Source organism: Janthinobacterium sp. SUN033 (assembly GCF_030397595.1).
GTDB lineage: Bacteria > Pseudomonadota > Gammaproteobacteria > Burkholderiales > Burkholderiaceae_D > Janthinobacterium > Janthinobacterium kumbetense.
Genome location: NZ_JAPQNV010000001.1, coordinates 1 through 21,147, shown reverse-complemented (window position 1 = coordinate 21,147; position 21,147 = coordinate 1). Strand labels below are relative to the sequence as shown.

The 21,147-nt window shown below is 63.5% G+C and carries 21 protein-coding genes and 1 riboswitch; of the genes, 11 read left to right on the top strand and 10 right to left on the bottom strand.

Annotated features, from left to right (window positions below; all coding sequences use genetic code 11):
• Positions 1-26: 26 nt before the first annotated feature.
• Genes OX460_RS00105 through OX460_RS00090 form a run of 4 tightly spaced genes read left to right on the top strand, consistent with a single transcriptional unit; the run spans position 27 to position 4,561 of the window.
• The gene (locus OX460_RS00105) at positions 27-383 is read left to right on the top strand and encodes an ArsC family reductase (RefSeq protein WP_289897237.1); all 357 of its coding nucleotides are present in this window, start codon (positions 27-29) and stop codon (positions 381-383) included.
• Between the two features lie 48 nt (positions 384-431).
• On the top strand, positions 432-1,568 hold the full coding sequence (gene dapE, locus OX460_RS00100) for a succinyl-diaminopimelate desuccinylase (RefSeq protein WP_289897236.1): 1,137 nt from the start codon (positions 432-434) through the stop codon (positions 1,566-1,568).
• 56 nt (positions 1,569-1,624) lie between these two features.
• On the top strand, positions 1,625-2,515 hold the full coding sequence (gene prmB / locus OX460_RS00095) for a 50S ribosomal protein L3 N(5)-glutamine methyltransferase (RefSeq protein ID WP_251351629.1): 891 nt from the start codon (positions 1,625-1,627) through the stop codon (positions 2,513-2,515).
• A gap of 48 nt (positions 2,516-2,563) precedes the next feature.
• Positions 2,564-4,561 (top strand): ATP-binding cassette domain-containing protein, encoded by a 1,998-nt coding sequence (locus tag OX460_RS00090; RefSeq protein ID WP_289897235.1) that lies wholly within the window; start codon positions 2,564-2,566, stop codon positions 4,559-4,561.
• Between the two features lie 38 nt (positions 4,562-4,599).
• Here OX460_RS00090 and OX460_RS00085 read toward each other — a convergent pair whose 3' ends face one another.
• The gene (locus tag OX460_RS00085; RefSeq protein ID WP_077406904.1) at positions 4,600-5,082 is read right to left on the bottom strand and encodes a chemotaxis protein CheW; all 483 of its coding nucleotides are present in this window, start codon (positions 5,080-5,082) and stop codon (positions 4,600-4,602) included.
• A gap of 196 nt (positions 5,083-5,278) precedes the next feature.
• Here OX460_RS00085 and arfB point away from each other — a divergent pair, with 196 nt between their 5' ends.
• The gene (gene arfB / locus OX460_RS00080) at positions 5,279-5,677 is read left to right on the top strand and encodes an alternative ribosome rescue aminoacyl-tRNA hydrolase ArfB (protein WP_034779396.1); all 399 of its coding nucleotides are present in this window, start codon (positions 5,279-5,281) and stop codon (positions 5,675-5,677) included.
• Here the strand turns inward: arfB and OX460_RS00075 are convergent, their stop codons facing one another.
• Positions 5,678-7,537 (bottom strand): flagellar assembly protein A, encoded by a 1,860-nt coding sequence (locus OX460_RS00075; protein ID WP_289897234.1) that lies wholly within the window; start codon positions 7,535-7,537, stop codon positions 5,678-5,680. It abuts the gene before it with no gap.
• 159 nt (positions 7,538-7,696) lie between these two features.
• Complete coding sequence (locus OX460_RS00070) at positions 7,697-8,086, bottom strand: hypothetical protein (protein WP_099378341.1); 390 nt, start codon at positions 8,084-8,086, stop codon at positions 7,697-7,699.
• 264 nt (positions 8,087-8,350) lie between these two features.
• On the opposite strand from OX460_RS00070, the gene ompR reads away from it, so the two are divergent.
• Together ompR and OX460_RS00060 are read left to right on the top strand one after the other, a co-directional pair.
• Positions 8,351-9,052, top strand: a complete 702-nt coding sequence (gene ompR, locus OX460_RS00065) for a two-component system response regulator OmpR (protein WP_223278807.1) — start codon at positions 8,351-8,353, stop codon at positions 9,050-9,052.
• Between the two features lie 13 nt (positions 9,053-9,065).
• Positions 9,066-10,424 carry a sensor histidine kinase gene (locus OX460_RS00060; RefSeq protein WP_077406916.1) on the top strand — a complete coding sequence of 453 codons (1,359 nt, stop codon included), beginning with the start codon at positions 9,066-9,068 and terminating at the stop codon, positions 10,422-10,424.
• Positions 10,425-10,462: 38 nt separating this feature from the next.
• Here OX460_RS00060 and OX460_RS00055 read toward each other — a convergent pair whose 3' ends face one another.
• Positions 10,463-10,942, bottom strand: a complete 480-nt coding sequence (locus tag OX460_RS00055; protein ID WP_099667202.1) for an Imm26 family immunity protein — start codon at positions 10,940-10,942, stop codon at positions 10,463-10,465.
• 125 nt (positions 10,943-11,067) lie between these two features.
• On the bottom strand, positions 11,068-11,373 hold the full coding sequence (locus tag OX460_RS00050; RefSeq protein WP_034750230.1) for a hypothetical protein: 306 nt from the start codon (positions 11,371-11,373) through the stop codon (positions 11,068-11,070).
• Between the two features lie 142 nt (positions 11,374-11,515).
• Here OX460_RS00050 and OX460_RS00045 point away from each other — a divergent pair, with 142 nt between their 5' ends.
• A complete protein-coding gene (locus OX460_RS00045; protein WP_099667201.1) occupies positions 11,516-12,673 on the top strand; it encodes an iron-containing alcohol dehydrogenase in 1,158 nt (385 codons plus the stop codon).
• Between the two features lie 67 nt (positions 12,674-12,740).
• Positions 12,741-12,838: riboswitch (TPP riboswitch) on the top strand.
• Positions 12,839-12,925: 87 nt separating this feature from the next.
• Positions 12,926-15,073, top strand: coding sequence for a TonB-dependent siderophore receptor (locus OX460_RS00040; RefSeq protein ID WP_289897233.1), 2,148 nt, complete (start codon positions 12,926-12,928; stop codon positions 15,071-15,073).
• Here OX460_RS00040 and OX460_RS00035 read toward each other — a convergent pair.
• From OX460_RS00035 to OX460_RS00025, 3 genes are all read right to left on the bottom strand, one after another.
• Positions 15,070-15,618, bottom strand: coding sequence for an ATP-binding protein (locus OX460_RS00035; RefSeq protein WP_289898392.1), 549 nt, complete (start codon positions 15,616-15,618; stop codon positions 15,070-15,072). The two genes, OX460_RS00040 and OX460_RS00035, sit on opposite strands and share 4 nt — an antisense overlap.
• Positions 15,618-16,229 carry a nicotinamide riboside transporter PnuC gene (gene pnuC / locus OX460_RS00030; RefSeq protein ID WP_099667198.1) on the bottom strand — a complete coding sequence of 204 codons (612 nt, stop codon included), beginning with the start codon at positions 16,227-16,229 and terminating at the stop codon, positions 15,618-15,620. Before pnuC ends, OX460_RS00035 begins: the two co-directional genes overlap by 1 nt.
• Positions 16,230-16,315: 86 nt before the next feature.
• A complete protein-coding gene (locus OX460_RS00025; protein ID WP_251351635.1) occupies positions 16,316-16,834 on the bottom strand; it encodes a DUF2867 domain-containing protein in 519 nt (172 codons plus the stop codon).
• A gap of 67 nt (positions 16,835-16,901) precedes the next feature.
• Between OX460_RS00025 and OX460_RS00020 the strand changes: the two genes are divergently transcribed.
• The gene (locus OX460_RS00020; protein ID WP_289897232.1) at positions 16,902-17,537 is read left to right on the top strand and encodes a TetR/AcrR family transcriptional regulator; all 636 of its coding nucleotides are present in this window, start codon (positions 16,902-16,904) and stop codon (positions 17,535-17,537) included.
• Between the two features lie 52 nt (positions 17,538-17,589).
• Positions 17,590-18,081 carry a hypothetical protein gene (locus OX460_RS00015; protein WP_289897231.1) on the top strand — a complete coding sequence of 164 codons (492 nt, stop codon included), beginning with the start codon at positions 17,590-17,592 and terminating at the stop codon, positions 18,079-18,081.
• A 27-nt stretch (positions 18,082-18,108) separates the two neighbouring features.
• Here OX460_RS00015 and OX460_RS00010 read toward each other — a convergent pair whose 3' ends face one another.
• A complete protein-coding gene (locus OX460_RS00010) occupies positions 18,109-18,624 on the bottom strand; it encodes a hypothetical protein (protein ID WP_289897230.1) in 516 nt (171 codons plus the stop codon).
• A gap of 171 nt (positions 18,625-18,795) precedes the next feature.
• Positions 18,796-20,952 carry a S46 family peptidase gene (locus tag OX460_RS00005; protein WP_354669812.1) on the bottom strand — a complete coding sequence of 719 codons (2,157 nt, stop codon included), beginning with the start codon at positions 20,950-20,952 and terminating at the stop codon, positions 18,796-18,798.
• Between the last annotated feature and the right edge of the window lie 195 nt (positions 20,953-21,147).

The window sequence follows — 21,147 nt, the reverse complement described above, 5'->3', positions numbered from 1 at the left end:
GCATTCATACCCCCTTAGCCCTACCCATGACGACCATTACACTCTACGGTATCCCCAACTGCGATACCGTCAAAAAGGCCCGCACCTGGCTGGCCGCGCAACAACTCGATTTCACCTTCCACGACTTCAAGAAGCAGGGCCTGGAACGCGCCACCGTCGAGGCGTGGCTGGCGCAATTGCCATGGGACGTGCTGGTCAACAAGAAAGGCACGACGTGGCGCGCCCTGTCCGACGAGCGCAAAGCATCGATCACCGACGCGGCCAGCGCCCTGGACTTGATGCTGGAAAACCCGTCCATCATCAAGCGCCCCGTGCTGGACAAGGATGGCCAGTTCAGCGTGGCGTTTTCGGATGCGCAGTACCAGACCCTTTTCTCGCTGTAACCATACTTAGTTGACCACCGGGACGATGTTGCCGGCACGACCTTACCCATGACCACCTCCAAAACCCTCGCCCTGACCGAAAAACTGATCGCCCTGTCCTCGGTCACGCCCGACGACAAGGGCTGCCAGCAGCACCTGATCGATATCCTCACACCGCTGGGCTTTGTCTGCGAAACGATACAGTCGAACGACGTCACCAATCTGTGGGCGCGCCGCGGCACCACGTCGCCCGTGTTCGTCTTTGCCGGCCATACGGACGTGGTGCCGACCGGCCCCGTCGAACAATGGCGTTCGCTGCCCTTCATTCCCACGCACCGCGACGGCAAGCTGTACGGCCGTGGCGCGGCCGACATGAAGACCTCGATCGCCGCCATGGTAATTGCCTGCGAGGAATTTATCGCCGCCACGCCCGAGCACACGGGTTCGATCGCCTTTCTGATCACCAGCGACGAGGAAGGCCCGGCCACGGACGGCACCGTCATCGTGTGCGAGCAACTGAAGGCACGGGGCGAGCAGATCGACTATTGCCTGGTGGGCGAACCGACGTCGAGCGCGCAACTGGGCGACATGATCAAGAACGGCCGCCGCGGTTCGCTGTCGGGCCGTTTGACGATCAAGGGCGTGCAAGGTCACATTGCCTACCCGCACCTGGCAATGAATCCCATCCACGAAGCGGCGCAGGCGCTGGCCGACCTGGTCGAGGAAAAATGGGATGCGGGCAACGAGTATTACTTGCCCACCTCGTGGCAAATGTCGAATATCAACGCGGGTACGGGCGCGAATAACGTGATTCCGGGCGACATGGTGATCGACTTCAATTTCCGCTTTTCCACGGCCAGCACGGCCGAGGGATTGCAGGAACGGGTGCACGCCATCCTCGACCGGCATGACTTGCAATACGATTTGCAGTGGACCCTGAGCGGCCTGCCCTTCCTCACGCCGCGCGGCACCTTGAGCGATGCGCTGTCGGCCGCCATCCTGAAAGAAACGGGCCTCACGACGGAGCTGTCGACCACGGGCGGCACCTCGGACGGCCGGTTTATCGCGCAAATCTGCCCCCAAGTGATAGAATTCGGGCCGCCCAATGCCAGTATTCACAAGATTGACGAGCACATCGAACTGCGCCACATCGATCCCCTGAAGAATATTTACCGGCGCACCCTGGAGCATTTGCTGCCCGTCTGAACCAGAATACCGAGGCCCGTCACGGCGGGCCAGAACACCGTCTTTTCGAGAATGCCATGACCCCGAACCCGTTTTCCACGCCACGCGACCTGCTGCGCTACGCCGTTACCCGTTTTAATACCGCCAAGCTGTTTTTCGGCCACGGCAGCGCCGAAGCGTTCGACGAAGCGGCCTATCTGATCCTGCACACGTTGAAGTTGCCGCTCGACAAGCTCGAACCGTTCCTCGACGCCAAGCTGCTGCCGTCGGAAGTGGCCAGCGTGATGAGCGTCATCGACCGCCGCAGCATCGACCGCGTGCCGGCCGCCTACATCACCAAGGAAGGCTGGCTGGGCACGTACAACTTCTACGTCGACGAGCGCGTGATCGTGCCCCGCTCCTTCATCGCCGAGCTGATCCCTGAATACTTCTCGCCGTGGGTGGCGGAACCGGAAGCCGTGGAAAACATCCTGGAACTGTGCACCGGTTCGGGCTGCCTGGCTATCATGATGGCCGACGCCTTCCCGAACGCCCAGGTCGACGCCGTGGACATTTCCGCCGATGCGCTGGCCGTGGCCAAGCGCAACGTCGACACGTACAAGCTGCAAGACCGCGTCACCCTGATCGAATCGGACCTGTACACGAACGTGCCGACCAAGAAATATGATTTGATCATCAGCAACCCGCCGTACGTGAATTCCGCGTCGATGGGCGCCCTGCCCCAGGAATACCTGGCCGAACCGCAAATCGCCCTCGACGGCGGCAGCGACGGCATGGACCTGGTGCGCAAGATCATCGCCGGCGCGGCCGAGCGCCTGACGGATGACGGCATCCTGATGATTGAAATCGGCAACGAACGCGCATACGCGGAAGCGGCCTTCGGCGAGCTGGGCCTGACCTGGCTGACGACGAGCGCCGGCGACGACATGGTCTTCCTGCTGACGGCCGAGCAGCTCAAGCTGGTATAAGCGCTGGCGTCAGCGCGCAGCGCCTTAATTTACAACACAAAGAAAAAAATGATACGTTTCCTACAAGTAAGCCTGATGCGCGGCATCAAACCGTTGCTCGAACAAGTCGATGTCACCCTCAATCCGGGCGACAAGATCGGCCTGATCGGAGCCAATGGCGCGGGCAAATCGAGCCTGTTCGCCATGATGCGTGGCGAATTGCACCCTGACCAGGGCGAGATCGATTTCCCGGCCAAATGGCGCGTGGCTTACGTGGCGCAGGAAACGCCGCCGCTGGACCGTGCCGCGCTCGACTATGCGATCGACGGCGACGTCACCCTGCGCAAACTGGAAGCGGAACTGGCGCGCCTGGAGTCGGAGCCTGCCACGTCGGAAAACGGTATCGCCATCGGCGAAATCTACAGCGCCATGGCCGATGCCGACGCGTATACCGTGCAATCGCGCGGCGAGCAATTGCTGCTGGGCCTGGGCTTCACCCTGGACCAGATGCAGCAACCGGTGGCCAGTTTCTCCGGCGGCTGGCGCATGCGTCTGAACCTGGCGCAAGCGCTGATGTGCCCGTCCGACCTGCTGCTGCTCGATGAACCGACCAACCACTTGGATCTGGACGCCATCATCTGGCTGGAAGACTGGCTCAAGCGTTACGCCGGCACCTTGCTGATCATTTCCCATGACCGCGACTTCCTCGATGAAGTCGTCAACGTGGTCGTGCATATCGACGAGCGCAAGCTGAAACGCTACTCGGGCAACTATTCGAGCTTCGAGCGCCAACGCGCGGCGCAGATGATCCTGGCCGCCGGCGCGCTGGAAAAGCAACAGCGCAAGCGCGCCCATCTGGAATCGTTCGTGAACCGCTTCAAGGCGCAAGCGTCCAAGGCCCGCCAGGCGCAAAGCCGCATGAAGGCGCTGGCGAAGATGGAAGAACTGGCGCCACTGCGCGCCGCCGCCGAATTCTCGTTCGAATTCCGCGAGCCGCTGTCGGCTCCGAACCCGCTGCTGGTGATGGAAGACGTCGATGCGGGCTACAAGATCGAGAACGAAGCGACGGGCGAAATCACGCATAAAACCATCGTCAACGGCATCAAGTTTTCGCTGCAGATCGGCCAGCGCATCGGCTTGCTGGGCCAGAATGGCGCCGGCAAATCGACCCTGATCAAGACCATCGCCGGCGAACTGATGCCGCTGACGGGCGACGCCACCATGGGCAAGGGCCTGAACATCGGCTACTTCGCCCAGCACCAGGTGGAAATGCTGCGCCACGACGAATCGCCGCTGTGGCATCTGGCGAAGATCGCCCCGACCGTGCGCGAGCAGGAACTGCGCAACTTCCTCGGCGGCTTCAACTTCCCCGGCAACATGGTCACCGCCTCGATCGCACCGTTCTCGGGCGGCGAAAAAGCCCGTCTGGCGCTGGCCCTGATCGTCTGGCAGCGTCCTAACCTGCTGCTGCTCGATGAACCGACCAACCATCTGGATCTGGAAACGCGCGAAGCGCTGACGGAAGCGCTGGCCCAGTTCGAAGGCACCCTGGTCGTCGTTTCCCATGATCGCCACTTGCTGCGCGCCACCACCGACGAATTCATCATCGTTGCCGACGGCAAGCTGCAACCGTTCGACGGCGACCTGGACGACTACAAGGATTGGCTGTTCAAGACCAAGCTGGGCAAGGGCACGGACGTGCTGCCGGCCGCCGGCAAGGCCAACAAGACGGACTTCCCCGTGACGTCTTCCGTACCTTCGCCGGTAGCTGCCGCCCCTGCCGCGCCCGTGCGCGACAAGCGCAAGGAAGCGGAAGAGCGCCAGAAAACGGCCGCCCTGCGCAAGCCGATCGAAAACAAGATCAAGCGCCAGGAAGAGCAGATCGCCAAGCGCAATGCGCAAAAGGCGGAAACCGACGCCAAGCTGGGCGAGCCGACCATCTACGACGCGGCCAACAAGGCCAAGCTGAAGCAATTGCTGGCCGACCAGACCTTCTTCACCAAGGACCTGGCGCAGCTGGAAGCGGAATGGCTGGACTTGCAAGATCAACTCGAAAAGCTCGGTTAAGCAAGCAGCGACAAAAGACGACTTCCGGGTCGTCTTTTTTATGCCGCCTGCATGGGGCTGGGGCTGCGGATCGCCATCAGGCGGTCGATGTCGACGAGGATCAATCGGCGTCCCGCCACCGTGCCCAGGCCCAGCAGGTAATCGGCCTCCGTCTCGCCCAGGCCGGGCACGGCGGCGATGTCGGCGGGGGCCAGGCTGACGATATCGGTGACGCCATCGACCACCATGCCCATCACGCCATTGCTCAGCTGCAGGATGATCACGTCGGTGGCCGGGTCGGGCGCGCCGTGGGCGCTGCCGAACGCGGCGCGCATGTCGACGATGGGAATGATCACGCCGCGCGAGACGGCCACGCTGTGCAGCACTTCCCCTTCCGAGGAAAAGCGGTCGAGCTCCTTCAGGGGGCGCAATTCCCGCACGCAACGGTAATCGAGGCCGTATTCCAGGCCGCCCAGCCGGAAGCTCAAGTACTGCGTCAGGTATTGCGCGGTTGCGGCGCCAGGCGTGGTCGTGGGCTGCATGGTGTTCCTTTCATCCGGTAAGCGCTGCCAGGATGCGCAGTGGCGCAACGTTGGCCCCATGCTAACCAGCATCGCCGCAGGCGGCGTTGAGAAAACTCAACTTTCCCGGAAGACCAGCCTGACCTCGGCGCCCCGCCTTGCGCCGGCGCAGCCATCTTCCCTTACAATACCCACATCATTCCCCCACAGGCAGGCCATGCAACACCTCGTCAACCCCGCTGAAGTTGAATTTTCCGCCATCCGCGCCCAAGGCCCGGGCGGGCAGAACGTCAACAAGGTGTCCAGCGCCATCCATTTGCGCTTCCCCATCGCCGCCTCGTCGCTGCCGGAAGCGTACAAGGAACGGCTGCTGGCCCTGCGCGACAGCCGCATCAGCAAGGATGGCGTGCTGGTGCTCAAGGCGCAGCAGTCGCGCAGCCAGGAACAGAACAAGGAAGAGGCATTGCGGCGCTTGCAGGAAATCATCGACAGCGTGACTTTCCTGCCCGCCGTGCGCCGCGCCACCAAGCCCACGCGCAGCTCGCAGCGGCGCCGCCTCGACAGCAAGAGCACGCACAGCGTCCTCAAGCAATCCCGCGGCAAGGTGATCGACTGATCAGGGCGGTGGCTGGTAAGTCCAGTCCAGGCTGCCCGTGCTGTCTGCGAACACGGGCTGCGTGGCCGGCGTGGCGCTGCGCAGCAAGGCCTTGATTTCTTTCGGCGGCCGGTCGTAGACCTTGGCCGGTCCGGGCGGCACGACGAGGGCGCGCACCGTCGTCTCGCCATCGACGAGGCCCAGGGTGCAGCGCGACTGGCCCGCCGTCGCCTGCCGCTCCTGGCGCAATTGTTCCACCAGCGCCAGCATCTGCGCGTGCAGGATTTCCGACTGTTTGACTTCCACGCGCAGCCGCGCCACCTCTTTCAGCACGGGAGCGATGCGCGCGGCCAGCTTGTCGTACTGCAGCTGCTGCGTTGGCTGCAGCTGCAATTCGCCGCGCCGCAGCTGGCCCGCCAGGGTCAGGTAGTTGCGCACCTCGGGCAATTGCGCGATGGCATCGATTTCCTGCTGGCGCTTGTGCTGCACCTGCAGGAATTGCGCCGCCTTCGCCAGGCTTTCCCCGATCTTTTGCTCCAGCGCGCTCAAGTCGGGCACGAGGGGGAACAGCAGCATTTCCACCTGCCTGCGGGGACCGGCGCTGCCGATGCGGATGGTGCGCGCCGCCACGGCGCAGCCTTCGGCCAGTTCGATGACGACCTCGTCGGCGATGATCTCGCAATTGCTGGCGCTGTCGATCACCACGCGCGTGCCGGCGATGACGCAGCTTTCGGCCCGCTTCACATGCACTTCGCCGCTCAGCGCCTGCAGCACGGAACCGGAAGCGACACCCTCGACGCGCACGTCGCCGTGCTCGTTGAAGGCCGTGCCGCCCACCAGGTTGCGCTTGAGCCATATCAACCCGCCATGCGAGTGCAGATGGCCATACACGTCGCCATGGATGGTGATGTCGCTGCCGTCGAGCTGGCGCTGCTCCTGCACTTCGCCGTACTCCTCGTAGGCGGCGCGCAGCTTCAGATTGCCCGTGGTGCGGCTGCTGACGCCTTCGCGGCTGACGATCTTGTTTTCGATCGACATCTTGCCGTGCTCATCGACATTCACATAGCCATCCATGGTGGCGACGACGAAAGCGCCATCGCTGAAATACTCGACCGATGTGCCTGGCCCCGCCACCGTGGCCAGGTCCAGTTCCAGCGGCGCGGGCGGCGGCAGTGCCTTGCCGGCCAGGTCATAGCCAGGCAAGCCGGGCGTGCCCGGCAGCAGGCGCAGCAGCCGCGCGTGCTTTTTCACTTGCGGGAAGCGGTTCTTGAAGCTGAGCAAATCCAGGCGGCCATCGGAACGTTCGCGCGGCGCATCGTCGCGGTGGATGCCTTGCGACACTTCGACCAGTTGGGCGTCGCGCCCCGGCTGCGGCGGCAGCACCCGCGCCACCGTGATGCGCTCGGCCTTGCCGCTGGCGAGCATGGCGCGCACGGCCACGCTATCGATGCCGTAGTGCACGCCCTTGCACCACAAGTCAGCCACCAGCTCGTCAAACTCGCGGCGCGCCGGCGCCTGGCCATCCGCGTCGGCAGGCAAGGTTTCAAAATAAAACTCGGCGCTGTCGCCCCGGATCTTGACCTGCTTATACAGCGCGCGGCGCTGGGGCGGGAACGGCGCCACGCGCACGGCGATGCGCAGCAAGGCGTCACCCTTGGGCGCGGCGCGGGGTGCGGGGGCATGGAACAGGGTCAGCAGGAACAAACCGTAATCTAGGCCCGCCAGCAACTGTCCCGACTGGAACAGCTGGTCGACGGCGGCGCGCAGCTGCGCCGGCGCCAGCGACAGGTCCAGGAACACGCCCTCGTCGCGCTGGACCAGGCCGTGCGGCAAGCCGCCTGCGGGGACCGCATCCGGAACGGGTGTGTCGTCGTCGCTCACGCCTTGCCTCCCCCAGCAGCCATTTCAAAGAATTGCCTCCGTGCACTAGAACAATATCACGGGGCGGGGCCGTGTGCCTGACTCGGCGACAATGCATGCGGCCAGATGTAAACAGGGCCATGTCTTGCGAGATGGCCCTGTCGGAGGGGGGATGGCTGCCTAGCGGCGCGGCGGGTTGGAATAGATATCCTGGCCCACTTCGTTGATCTGGCGGCGCAGGTCGCGCCGCTCGTCGGGCGTCATGCGGCCCGTGCGGCGCGAAGCGTCGGCGCCTTCGTTGGCGCGGCGCTGCTCTTCGGCGCGCGTGTCGAAACTGCGTGCGTCACGCTGTTCGCGCAGTCGCGTATCATTGCTGCTGGTGCGCTGTACCTGTTCATACCGCTGGGCCTGCATTTGCTGCTGGTCGTCACGGCGTGGCGGCGGCTGGTTTTGCGCTGACGCCAGGCTGGCGGCAAACACGGAGCAAACGGCAAATGCGGACAGCACAGTTGTACGTGCGGCAATAGCTGCGCTGGGAGCGGCGTGAATTTTTTTAGTAAAGATATTCATTGAGTTCCTCTTCCGCGATGCCGTATAAACTTAAAGCTGATTTCCACTGTGGCCCCAGTGTATGATGCTTTACACGGTGCAGTAAGAGTAATTGGGTAAAGTTTGTAACACTTTGTAATGGGTCGCCACAGCCCCTTGCCGACGCCGCGCGAGGCGTTACTATAGCAACTAATATAAGATAACACGACACCCTAAATGACCACAACCTCCACTTCCGGCAGCAACACACCAACGCAATCGATCCACGGCCACCAGGCAAAAATCATGGTGGTCGATGACGATGTGCGCCTGCGCGACCTGCTGCGCCGCTACCTGACCGAACAGGGTTTCAATGTCTTCACGGCAGAGAGCGCGACGGCCATGAACAAGCTGTGGCTGCGCGAACGCTACGACCTGCTGGTACTCGACCTGATGCTGCCGGGCGAAGACGGCCTGTCGATCTGCCGCCGCCTGCGCGGCGCGGGCGACCAGACGCCGATCATCATGCTGACGGCCAAGGGCGAAGACGTGGACCGCATCGTGGGCCTGGAAATGGGTGCCGACGATTACCTGCCGAAACCGTTCAATCCGCGCGAACTGGTGGCCCGCATCGGCGCCGTGCTGCGCCGCAAGGGTCCCGATGAAATCCCCGGCGCGCCGTCGGAAACGCCGCAAACCTTCGAATTCGGCGACTTCGTGCTGGACCTGGGCACGCGTACCCTGAAAAAGAATGGCGAGACGGTGCCCCTGACCACGGGCGAGTTTTCCGTGCTGAAAGTGTTTGCCCGCCATGCGCGCCAGCCCCTGTCGCGCGAAAAACTGATGGAACTGGCCCGCGGCCGCGAATACGAAGTGTTCGACCGCAGCCTGGACGTGCAAATCTCACGCCTGCGCAAACTGATCGAGCCTGATCCGTCGAGCCCGCTGTTCATCCAGACCGTGTGGGGCCTCGGCTACGTCTTCATCCCGGACGGACAGCCGCGCTGATCGCTGGCGAGGCATGATGAAGCTTTTTCCCGATATCAGCCTGGCGCGGCTGAAAAGCGGCTTGTTCTGGCGCACCTTTTTGCTGCTCGGCACCTTGACCACGGTCAGCATGATCGCGTGGTTCAGCATGATCTCCTTCATCCAGCGCGAGCCGCAGGCGCAGCAGATTTCCGCCCAGATCATTTCCGTCGTCACCATCACGCATGCGGCCTTGACGCACTCGGCGCCCGAACTGCGGCGCGAGCTGCTGTTCGACCTCGTCAGCAATGAAGGCATCCGCATCTTCTCGCTGGAAGAGGATGACCGCATCGAGCCGCCGCCCGACAATTACCTGATGCCCGACATCGAGGCGCTGGTGAAGGCCAAGCTGGGCAAGGACACGCGCTTTTCCGCGCGCGTCAACGGCGTGGCCGGCTTCTGGGTCAGCTTCAAGATCGACGACGACGAGTACTGGCTGATGCTGGACCGCGAGCGCCTGCGCGGCCTGACGGGCTTCCAGTGGCTGGGCTGGGCCAGCCTGGTATCCCTGCTGTCCCTGCTGGGCGCGGCCATCATTTCCAGCCTGATCAATCTGCCGCTGTCGCGCTTGACGGCGGCCGCGCGCGACATCGCCAAGGGCAAGCAGCCGGCGCCGCTGCCGGAAAAGGGGCCGATCGAAATCATCGAGGCGAACCGCAGCTTCAACCAGATGGTCGACGACTTGAAACAGGTGGAATCGGACCGCGCCGTGATCCTGGCCGGCATTTCGCACGACTTGCGCACGCCGCTGGCGCGCATGCAGCTGGAAGTGGAAATGGCGAACCTGTCGGACGAGGCGCGCGAAGGCATCCAGTCCGATATCGGGCAAATGGACGCCATCATCGGCCAGTTCCTCGACTATGCCAGGCCGACGGAGGCGTCGAGCTTTACCGACGTCGACCTCAGTGGTTTGCTCAACGACATGACGCGCGAAGCGATGCGCCTGCCGGACGTGAAGATCAACGCCAGCATCGCCGACGGCGCGCATGCGATGGGCAACCCCACGGACCTGCGCCGCGTGCTGAACAACCTGATCGAGAATGCGCGCCGCTATGGCAAGACGCCGGACAGCGACGTGACGGAAATCGACATCGCCTGCCAGGTGCGCACCAGCCACGGCGCGAAAAAGGTGATCATCGAGGTGCAGGACCACGGCACGGGCGTGCCGGCGGAAAAGATCGAGCAGCTGATGAAGCCGTTCACCCGCCTCGACACGGCGCGCGGGCAGGCAAATGGCGCCGGGCTGGGCCTGGCCATCGTCGACCGCGTGCTGCTGCGCCACGGCGCCGAATTGCAAGTGCGCAACCGCGAAGGCGGCGGCCTCGCGTTTCAGATCAGCTTGCCAGCGGCATAAACGGACGGGAACGATACAGTTGTGCCGTTCCCTGCCGTTCAGGCGGACGCCTGTTCCTGCGCCAGCAATTTATTCATCAACAATTCCGTCGCCCCATAACCGTACAGGGAATCGCTTTCCATGCCCGGCGTATCGAAGGGAATCGATTCCTCGCGGTTCAGCTTGGCAGGGTCGGCGTCCGCATAGCTGGCGCGCCAGGCACGCTGCAAGGATTCATTGCGGCGGATAAAGGCCGGCATGGGCCAGGCGTCGCGCTCCCAGTGGCGGCTGTCGCCCAGCAGGGGCCAGCGCTCGTTGAGCAGGGCCATGTCGCCCGTGCGCAGGCGGCGCACGGCCTGTTCCGGGCGCAAGCCTTCCAGCTCTTCCAGCGTGGGCAAGCTGTCGCGCTTCGGCCCGAACATATACGCCAGCATGATGCGCCCGGCAGGCGCCCTGCGCGCCACCACGCCGACGGCATAGCCGCCGCCCGGCAAGGGCACGGCAAACCAGCTGCCTTCTCGGTATGGTAATGATCTCATTTCTTGAAGCCCCCTGAAATACACCGGACAGCCGCTGCTATCCGACGTTAAATTTAATTAGGGGCACAGTCTACGCGAAGCGATGCGAAAGTGGCGCATGGTACGCCACAGCAACAAACCAATAGTTACAATATTTTCTCGTCATAGTGATATTGGGCAACAATCGGCCCCGCCTTGAACAGCGCTTCCTTCATGGCCGTGTCCAGGCGCGCGTCGCGGCGGCGCATCCATTCGAGCAGCATGGCCGCTTCCTTGCGGCTGGTGTCGCCCGCGTGCGCGAGCACGCGGCGCAGTTCCGGGTCCGTGCACGCCTCGAAACGCTGGCTGTTCAAGTCCAGCGCCTGCAGTGCGGCGATGGTGGCGCCGATGGCGCGGTGCATGTCGAGCGCGGTGGCCGGCAAGCCGGATTCTTCCAGTGGGACGGTGGTCATGCGCATTCCTTTTCGCGTGGTGGTGACATCGGCTGCATTCTCCACCGCGCGGACGAAAAGCTCAAGCGTCCACGGCACGTTTCCACCCATTCGGCCATAATCATGGCTCAGCAACAGCCTAAACCTCAGCGGCAGGAGCCCCATGTTCAATTTCGACTTTTACAATCCGACGCAAATCCTTTTCGGCCAGGGTCAGATCGCCGCCATCACGGCGCTGATCCCGCCGCAGGCCAGAGTGCTCATGACGTATGGCGGCGGCAGCATCAAGCAGAACGGCGTCTACGATGAAGTCAAGGCGGCGCTGGCCGGCCATACGGTGCTGGAATTTGCCGGCATCGAACCCAATCCCAGCTATGAAACCCTGATGCAGGCCGTGGCCATGGTGAAAAGCGAGCGCATCGACTTCCTGCTGGCCGTCGGCGGCGGTTCCGTGGTCGATGGCACCAAGTTCATCGCCGCGGCCGCCCTGCACGAAGGCGTGGCGTGGGACATCCTGGCCAAAGGCGGCAAGATCGTCGAAGCCGCCCTGCCCTTCGGCACCGTGTTGACCTTGCCGGCCACGGGCTCCGAAATGAATGGCTCGGCCGTGATCACGCGCAAGGCCACGCAGGAAAAGCGCTCGTTCATGAGCCGCAAGGTCTATCCTAAATTCTCCGTGCTGGACCCGTCGAAGACGTTCACCTTGCCGCTGCGCCAGGTGGGCAATGGCGTCGTCGATGCGTTCGCGCATGTGATGGAACAGTATTTGACCTACCCTGTGAACGCGTCCGTGCAAGACCGCTTCGCCGAAGGCATTTTATTGACGCTGATCGAGGAAGGCCCGAAAGCCCTGTCGCACCCGGACGACTACGACGTGCGCGCCAACGTGATGTGGAGCGCCACCCTGGCCTTGAACGGCCTGATCGGCGTGGGCGTGCCGCAGGACTGGTCCACGCACGCCATCGGCCACGAATTGACGGCCTTGTACGAACTCGACCATGCGCAAACCCTGGCCATCATCCTGCCCAGCATGTTGCGCGTGCGCAAACAAGCCAAGCGCGCCAAGCTGCTGCAATACGCGGCCCGCGTGTGGGGCCTGGACGGCGGCGACGAGGATGGCCGCATCGAGGCCGCCATCGCGCGCACGGAATTCTTCTTCCGCCACATGGGCGTCAAGACGCGCCTGGCCGACTATGGCCTCAACCACGCCAGCGTGGACGCCGTCGTGTCCGCCCTGGAAGCGCACGGCATGACGGCCCTGGGCGAACAGCGCGAAGTGACGCCCGCCGTCAGCCGCAAGGTGCTGGAACTCAGTCTGTAGATTCGCACCACACTGTTGTAAAACGGTCAGCCGGGTGGGACAGCTGGCCGTGGTTCATGCTAAGCTGTCATTTCGCTAGGGGTCCTGGAGCAGTCATCCGGGTGAGAGATACCCTTCGTACCTGATCTGGATAATGCCAGCGAAGGAAAGCGCAAAGTACCTCCCTCCTTTGATAGCTCCTGCGTTGGCGCCAGCCGAACAAGCAGCCTGCCGTGCTCTTTTTACAGAGACGGCTTGAACCACGAGCAATCTATGTCCACACCGAATTTATCTGTTTCTGTATTGACCCTGGCCATCCTGCACGCGTTTGCCGCGCCCGCCCTGGCTTCCGACGCAGCCGACCCGCAGGCGCAAAGCATGGCCGAAGTCGTCGTCACGGCCAGCAAGGCGCCGGCCGCCAAGCGCGCCTCCGTGGGCGGCTTCAGTGACGCGCCGCTGCTGCAGACGCCGGCATCCGTCACCGTCATTTCGCAAAAAGACATGCAGGACTTGCAGATCCGCAATCTCAGCGATGCCGTCAAGCTCGACACCAGCATCAACGACGCCTACAACGCCGTCGGCTATGCGGAACAGTTTTCCATCCGCGGTTTCAAGCTCGACAACAATTCCAGCTATCGCAAGGATGGCGTGGCCATTCCTGGCGACACGCAAATCCCGCTGGAAAACAAGGAACGCATCGAAGTGCTGAAGGGCCTGGCCGGCTTGCAGGCAGGCGTGGCCGCGCCGGGCGGCGTGATCGACTTCATCGTCAAGCGCCCCACCGCCGCCCCGCTGCGCACGGTCACCGTGGAAGCGCGCGAGCGCGGCACCGTGTACGGCGCCATCGACCTGGGCGGCCGCCTGGAAGACACGCGCTTCGGCTACCGCGTCAACGTGGCGGCCGAGCGCCTGCGCTCCTACATCAAGGGCGCGGACGGCAACCGCAAGTTCATTTCCGGCGCCTTCGACTGGCAGATTTCCCCGCAAGCCCTGCTGCAAATCGATGCCGACTACCAGGACAAGGCGCAGGCCACGGCGCCCGGCTTCCAGCTGCTGAACAATAAAACCTTGCCGACCGGCATCAGCGCCGACGCCATGCTCAACCTGCAGCCGTGGACGCGCCCCGTGGAAACCGTCACCAGCAATCTCGGCCTGCGCTTCCAGTACGCGTTCAATGACGACTGGCATGCCACCCTGTCGGCCAACCAGCACTCGTTCAAGCGCGACGACTACACGGCCTTCCCGTATGGCTGCAGCGCGCAAGACCTGTACCCCGGCTTCTGCGGCAATGGCGACTTCGACGTGTATGACTACCGCAGCCTGGGCGAGACGAAAAAACCGCTGAGCGCGCAAGCCATGATCCAGGGCAAGTTCGCCACCGGTTCCCTGCGCCATGAATTCACGGCCGGCGTCTCGACCTTCCGCCGCAAGGACCGCGCCGGCCTGTACGTGTACGACTGGGCCGGCGTGAGCAACATCTACCGCCCGCAGATCGTCGACATGTCGACGGGCGTGCAAGGCCCCGTACGCCTGGTGCGCAAGGACACGGAAAACTCCGTCTTCGTGCAGGACATCGTCAGCCTGGCGCCGAACTGGAAGCTGCATGGCGGCTTGCGCCATATCAATGTCGACGGCTACCAGTATGTACTCAAGGCCGATACGGAAATCCGCGCCAAGCACGATTTCCTGCTGCCCAACGTCTCGCTCGTCTACACCCCGCTCGACAATCTCTCCGTGTATGCGGCCTATTCGCAAGGCATGGAACATGGCGGCACGGCCGACCGCAAGGCGCTCAATGCGAACGTGGAATTGTCGCCCAGCCGCTCGAAGCAGGTCGAAGTCGGCGTGAAGATGGATGTGACGCCGGACTTCATGCTGGCGGCCAGCCTGTTCCAGATCCGCAAGGGCCTGGAATTCAACCAGTACGTCGACAGCACCGCCTATAACTTCGTGCGCGAAGGCCAGGCCCAGCACCGGGGGCTGGAATTGTCGGCCCAGGGCAAGGCATCGTCCAGCCTGAGCCTGGGCGCGTCCGTGACGGCCCTGAACAGCCAGCAGTCAGGCACGGGCAATGCCGACCTCGACGGCAAGCGCGTGCCCAACGTGCCGGCCTTCAAGGCGGCCGTGCATGCGGATTACGCCGTGCAACAGGTGGCGGGCTTGAGCGTGAATGGCAGCTGGGAATATGCGGGCAAGAAAGCGTTTGAGTACAGCAACACGACCTTCGTGCCGTCGTACAACGTGTTCAACCTGGGCGCCGCGTACGCCACGCGCATCGCCGGCACGCGCGCCGTGCTGCGCGCCGCCGTCAACAACGTGGCCGACAAGTTCTACTGGCGCGACGTGACGCCGGAGTCGGATGGCTATCTGTATCCGGGCGCCAGCCGCACGTTCAAGGTCTCGGCGCAGTTTGACTTTTAATTGAGGGAAATGACAGGCGCCGCAGCGAGCGCCTGCTGCAGCAAAGGCGCCGCCTGTTCCAGGCGCGCCTCCAGGCTGTCGCGCAGCACGTGGTAGACGATGCCGCGCGCGTCGAGCTCATCGAGCAGGTAGCGGTAGATCAATTGGCGCACGGCTTCCGACTCGCGCTGCAAGCCATCGGCCACCCACGGGCTGTCGGGCGCCGTGACCAGGGTCAGATCGTACTGCGTGGCATCGGCCAGCGCCGCCAGTTGCGCATCGGCGCCGTGAAAATAATGGCGGCTGTACACCACCGTCATCAAGGGCGTCGTGTCGCAGAACAGGAAGTGGCGGGCTTGGGCGGCAGCGGCCGCTTCGCGTTCGACTTGCGTATGCGCAATACCATACTGATCCGCCGCCACGGGCACCCTGCCTTGCGTTTCCACAAACTCGCGTAAATACTCGGGCACCCAGACGCTGCCATGGCGCTCGGCCAGGGCCGCCGCCAGGGTCGACTTGCCCGACGATTCCGCGCCCAGGATGGCCACGCGCACGCAACGCTCCATCACTTGAGGACCATCGCGCTCGGCGCGGCCGGGGCCGACTTTCGCCACGCCAGCAAGCCGATGACGGCCATCACGACGAAGAACGCGTACAGCACGGCCGTCAGGGTCAGGCCCTTGTGCACATACAGCCACACGTACAGCACGTCGACGATGATCCAGGCGATCCAGTTTTCCAATTTCTTGCGCGACAGCAGGAATTGTCCCACCAGGCTGCCTGCGGTGAGGAAACCGTCCGCATGGGGCACGTCCGTGTCCGTCGTCGTCAGCAGCCAGGCGATGAGCAGGAAGCCCACCAGCCAGCCGACGGCGCATGCCAGCCAGCCGCGGCCGTCGAGGCGCGTCACGGGCAGGGTCTTGCCGCCGCTGGCCGGATGCAGCCACTGGTACCAGCCCCAGAACGAGACGCTGATGAACAGCAGTTGCAAGGCCATGTCGCCATACAGGCGCGATTCGAAAAACACGAAACCGTAGGCGGCCGAGGAAATGATGGCGAACAGCCACGCCCAGTGATTCTGGCGGATGTTCAGCGCAACGGTTGTCAGTGCCAGGACAAAGGAAATCAGTTCAAGCGGCGTGGTGGCAAAACCCAGCAGGAGAAGCGTATCGTTCATGGGAATCGTGATGAGGCTGGTGGTGCAGTATGCAATACCAGCCATGAATAAGCAAGATTGCCCGCACCGCCAGCCGCCTTCCCCGCTCAGGCAAAGCCGCCCTTGACGGCGCGCGCCAGCGAACGCTGCACGATCAGCTTGTGGAAAGGCCGGATCAGCAGGATGTAGGCGCGCCCCACCCGATTATGGCAATGCACGACGCTGGACATGGTCACGCTGCCATGCCGCCCCGCATCGCGGTTGCGCAGCACCGACAAACGGAAATCCAGGTGGCTGTCATCCTCGCCCACGATGATTTCATCGTCGCTGACGGCAAAGATGCGGAAGATGCCGATGCGCTTGCCAGGCCTGGCTTCCATCTGCCTGGCCGTCCGGATGCCGAAGCGCGCCACGATGGCGTCGCGCACCACCATCAGCTTGCGCGCCCAGCCCGGCTGACTGCCCAGCAGCACGCGCGCCAGGCTTTCCATGTCCATCTGGCGCGCCTGCGCAGTCGGCAACTCGACGGCATACGCGTCGGCCAGGTGGCTGCCCGGGTACAAGGGGGCGATGCTGGCGCCCGGCGGCAAGGCCACGGCGCGTACCGCATTGTTCATCTCTTGCATGTGCTCTCCATGTGTTCAGTGATAACATGGCCATCATACACGACAATGTGAACAGCGATAACATAACATGAGCACGAACAGCAATTATCACCATGGCAACCTGCGCGACACCCTGGTCGCCGCCACCATCGCGCAACTGGCGCAGCAGCACGACGCCGCCCTTTCCCTGCGCAAACTGGCGCGCACGGTGGGCGTGTCGATCGCCGCCGTGTACCGCCACTTCCCCAGCAAGGAAGCCTTGCTGGCCGACGTGGCGGCGGCCGGCTTCGCCAGCCTGATCGCCAAATGGGAAGCCGAACTGCCGCCGCAGGGCAGCCTGCCTTCCGAACAGCGTTTTCAGCTGCTGGGCCAGCAATACATCGAATTCGCCCTGGCCGCGCCGGCCCACTACCGGCTGATGTTCGAACACCAGGACGTGCGCCAGTTCCCCGCCTTGCAGGACGCGGCGCAGGCGTGCTTCCAGTACGTGCTGCAGACGGCCGGCGCGGCAGTGCGCGAAGCGGGCCTCGATGCGCGCTGGGACAAGGCCGCCGCCAGCGCCGGCTGGTCGCTGGGCCACGGCTACGTGATGCTGCTGCTGAGTGGCCGCCTGGCCATGGCGGACGGCGGCGACGAGCTGTCGCCGGCCATGGTGCCGCGCTTTTTTCAGTTGCCCGTGGAGGCGCTGCGGCAGCTGCCTTGCCAGGCGGGACAACCGCAATAAAGCCAAATTGACTCGCTTATCGGCAAGTGCCACCTTCAGGAACTGATGATTCATGGATAACATATCGATAGACACGCTCTCCGTGATTGCCAGGCAATGCCTTGCGCTCACGTGCCTGCAACGCTTTTGCCGGCAGCATGCCCTGCACCACCCCGCGCTGTCCGCGTTCGCCGGCCACGCGTGGAAGGTGGCGCAGCTCGCGCCGGGGGATTTTGCCGCCTGGGAGCGCGGCTTTGCCTGCCTGGCAGTGACGGGCATGGGCGATCCCTGGCCGGATGACCTGCGCATGGCGCTGCCCGGGCGCCTGCTCGGCGCGCTGGAGCAACTTGTCGGGCATGTGCTGGAAACGAGCGCCTGTACCTGGCATGGCGATGACCTTGCGGCAAGCCGGCGCCAGCTGGAAGCCGTGCTTGATATCTGTGCCAGGCATGGCGTGGCGGCGCCGCCGCTTGCGCACTATGTGCAGCACGATGCGGCGCTGCGTGGCGGCTGGGGGCCGATGCTGACGGACGCGGAAGTCAGGCGCTGGCAAGCCCTGCTATAGCGCGCGGCTCGCAATGGCGGCGGAGGCTCACGCCGGGAGACCCTGGCGCACCTGGTCGAGCAGCCGCTCCTCTTCCTCCGTATCCGCGTCGATTTGCGTGACGACGGTCCAGAATCGCGGGCAGGTCCTGATTTGCTCGAACGCATGGCTCGTTTCAAGCCGCACCATGGTTTTCCTCAGGCTGTGCAGATAGCCTTCCTCGATGGCATCGAGCAGCTCGTCATCAGCAGCGTCGATCAGTTCGAGCAGCGCGCCTTCGATCCTTGCATAGCCCTCCTCCCACAGCTGGCCGATTTCCGGCACGTCGACTTCGATGCACTCGTTCGACCAGTCCGGAGGATAGTAATCGCGCTCCCGGTTGGCGGGATCGGTGTCAAGGCTCAGCGAAAGGGAGGGGAACGATACGGCGTTGAAGGCAAAGGCTGAAAATGCCTGGTCCTTGAATGGGGACGCGCCCAGCAAGGCCAGCGACGCGCTGGCCAGCTTGAAGCAGGTTTCTTCGACGTCGTAGGCAGTTTCAAATGTCTGCCAATCAAGTGGCAAAGCGGGAGTCGGGGGCATGGCGGGCCTGTCGGAAAAATAAGGGTGGAAAGTGATCGGAATTATACGTGGCGCAGCCGATACGGCAGGCGCCGGCCGCGCGTACGGTGCGGCCGCAAAAAAGCCGCATCGGCCCTGCGGCGGATGCGGCTTTGCGCTAGCGCAAGCTGAAGCTTATTTCTTTGCAGCTTTCACTGCCTTCGGATACTTGATCGTCATTTCCTGCAGCAAGTTATCCGCGTGGTCCACTTCCTTCATCACCCACAGCATGTAGCGGATGTCGAGGTGGATGGCGCGCGTGATGGCCGTGTCGAAGTACCAGTCCTTGGTGATCGATTCATACGTCGAATCGAAGTTCAGGCCGATCAATTCGCCGCGCTTGTTCATCACGGCCGAGCCGGAATTGCCGCCCGTGGTGTCGGCACTGGTGAGGAAATTGACGGGCACCGTGCCCAGTGCCGGGTCGCGGAACTGGCCGTAGCGTTTTTGCTTGACGGCGTCAATCAAGCCTTGCGGCGCTTCGAACGGGGCCTTGCCCGTGACTTTCTCGACGATGCCTTCCACGGTCGTGAACGGCCCCTTGGTGATGCCGTCGCGCGGCGAGTACGGCGATACCGTGCCGTACGTGACGCGCAGGGTCGAGTTGGCGTCAGGATAGACCGGCTTGCCTTGCGATTTCTTCCAGGCAATCACGGCTTGCATGTATTGCGGAATCACGCGTTCCAGGTTGCCGTCGATTTCCTTGCGGCGCTCTTCCAGCGCCGCTTCGACGGGCTGCAGCTTGATGGCCAGCGCCATGAAGGCGTCGTCGGACTGGGCAACAGCGGCCTGGTCCTTTTCCAGCCAGGCCAGGCGCTTGGCCGTGTCAGCCAGTTGCGTCTGCTGGTACAGGGCCGCCACGGCGCCTGGCGCCGGCAGCAGCGCGTCCAGGCCTTGCGGATGGCTCTTCGCCGCCAGTTGCGCGTAACGCTTCAGACCGGCTTCAAAACGCGCCTGGTCGACCTTGTTGACATACGACTGTTCCAGACGGGCCAGGCGGGCCTTGATGAAGGCCAGGTCGCGCTGCTGGAAGCCCGATTCGCGCTCGGCGTCCGCTTTCTGGCGCTCCAGCGACAGGCGGTAGATGGTGCGCGCGCTTTTCAGCAAGTCGCTGTTGGTGGCCACGCTCCAGGCGAACTCTTCTTCGCTCAAGGCCATGTCGCTGGCGATCGCCGCGTCCAGTTCGGCCAGCAGGGTCGGCGACACGTTCGGCTGTTTCGCGTACCAGGCGCGGAACTCGGCATCCTGCACGTCCTTGATGGCGGCGATGTCCTTGCGGGCGAAACCGTCGAGCAAGCCCTGGGTTTTCTTCAGCACGTTGTTGATGCTTTTCACCACGCTCGCATAGCGCACGGCAGCGGCAGCGTCGCCCTTCGTCGAGTCGGCCATCACGGCCAGGTCCGCTTGCAGTTCGGATACTTTCAGGGGGAAGGCCGTATCGCGCGCGAAGCGGATTTCCGCCGGCAGCTTGTAGCGGCTGGTGCGGCCGGGGTAGCCCGCCAGCAAGATGCCGTCACCGGCTTGCAAGCCTTCGGCCGAGACCACCAGGAAATCCTTCGATTGGTACGGCACATTGTCGGGCGACGGGTCGGCCGGACGGCCATCCTTGCCCACGTAGGCGCGCAGGAACGAGTAATCGCCCGTGTGGCGCGGCCACTCGTAGTTGTCGGTATCGCCGCCGAAGTTGCCGATCTTGTCCGATGGCGCGTACACGAGGCGCACGTCGCGTATCATCATCTGGCGGATGCGGTAGTACTCGAGGCCGCGGTGGAAGGCGGGCACGGAGCAGCGGTACATCTTGTCCGTTTCGCATTCGGCGATCAAGTCCTTGATGCGCTTTTCCACGGCTTCGTGGCGCGCGCGGCCGCTCATGTCGGCCGTCAAGCCTTTCAGCACGCGGTCGCTGACGTTTTCCACCTTGTCCGTCACATACACGAGGCTGTTCGGACCGCCCGGCAGCTCTGCGGCGCGCGTCTTGGCCAGGAAGCCGTCGGTGATGTAATTGTGTTCCGGCGTGGAATTGCGCTGCACGGCGCCATACGCGCAATGGTGGTTCGTCACCACCAGGCCGGCGTCGGAAACGAAGGCGGCCGAGCAACCGCCCAGCGACACGATGGCGCTCATCGGGTGCTTGCTCAGGTCGGCCAGTTTTTCTGCAGGAATGTCGATGCCGACCCGTTTCAGTTCGGCTTTCAGCTGCGGCAATTGGTGTGGTTGCCACTGCCCTTCGTCAGCGTGTGCGCCGGCGAACGCGCCCAGCAAGGCGACTGGTAATACGATTGTCTTGAACAAGATTTGCTCCTCCATAAAAAGCAGGCGAAAGTATAGCCTGTCCAGGCGGCCTGAGTCGGCAAAAATTATGGCTCTGTCATCGGCAAGTAGGGGAAATGCCGGAATCTTCCGTTGGCTGCGCTGTCTGACTCTGCATATTCACCACGCGGGGAGCAGATCATGCAGCCAGCCGAATGGATCAGCTTTATCGCACAG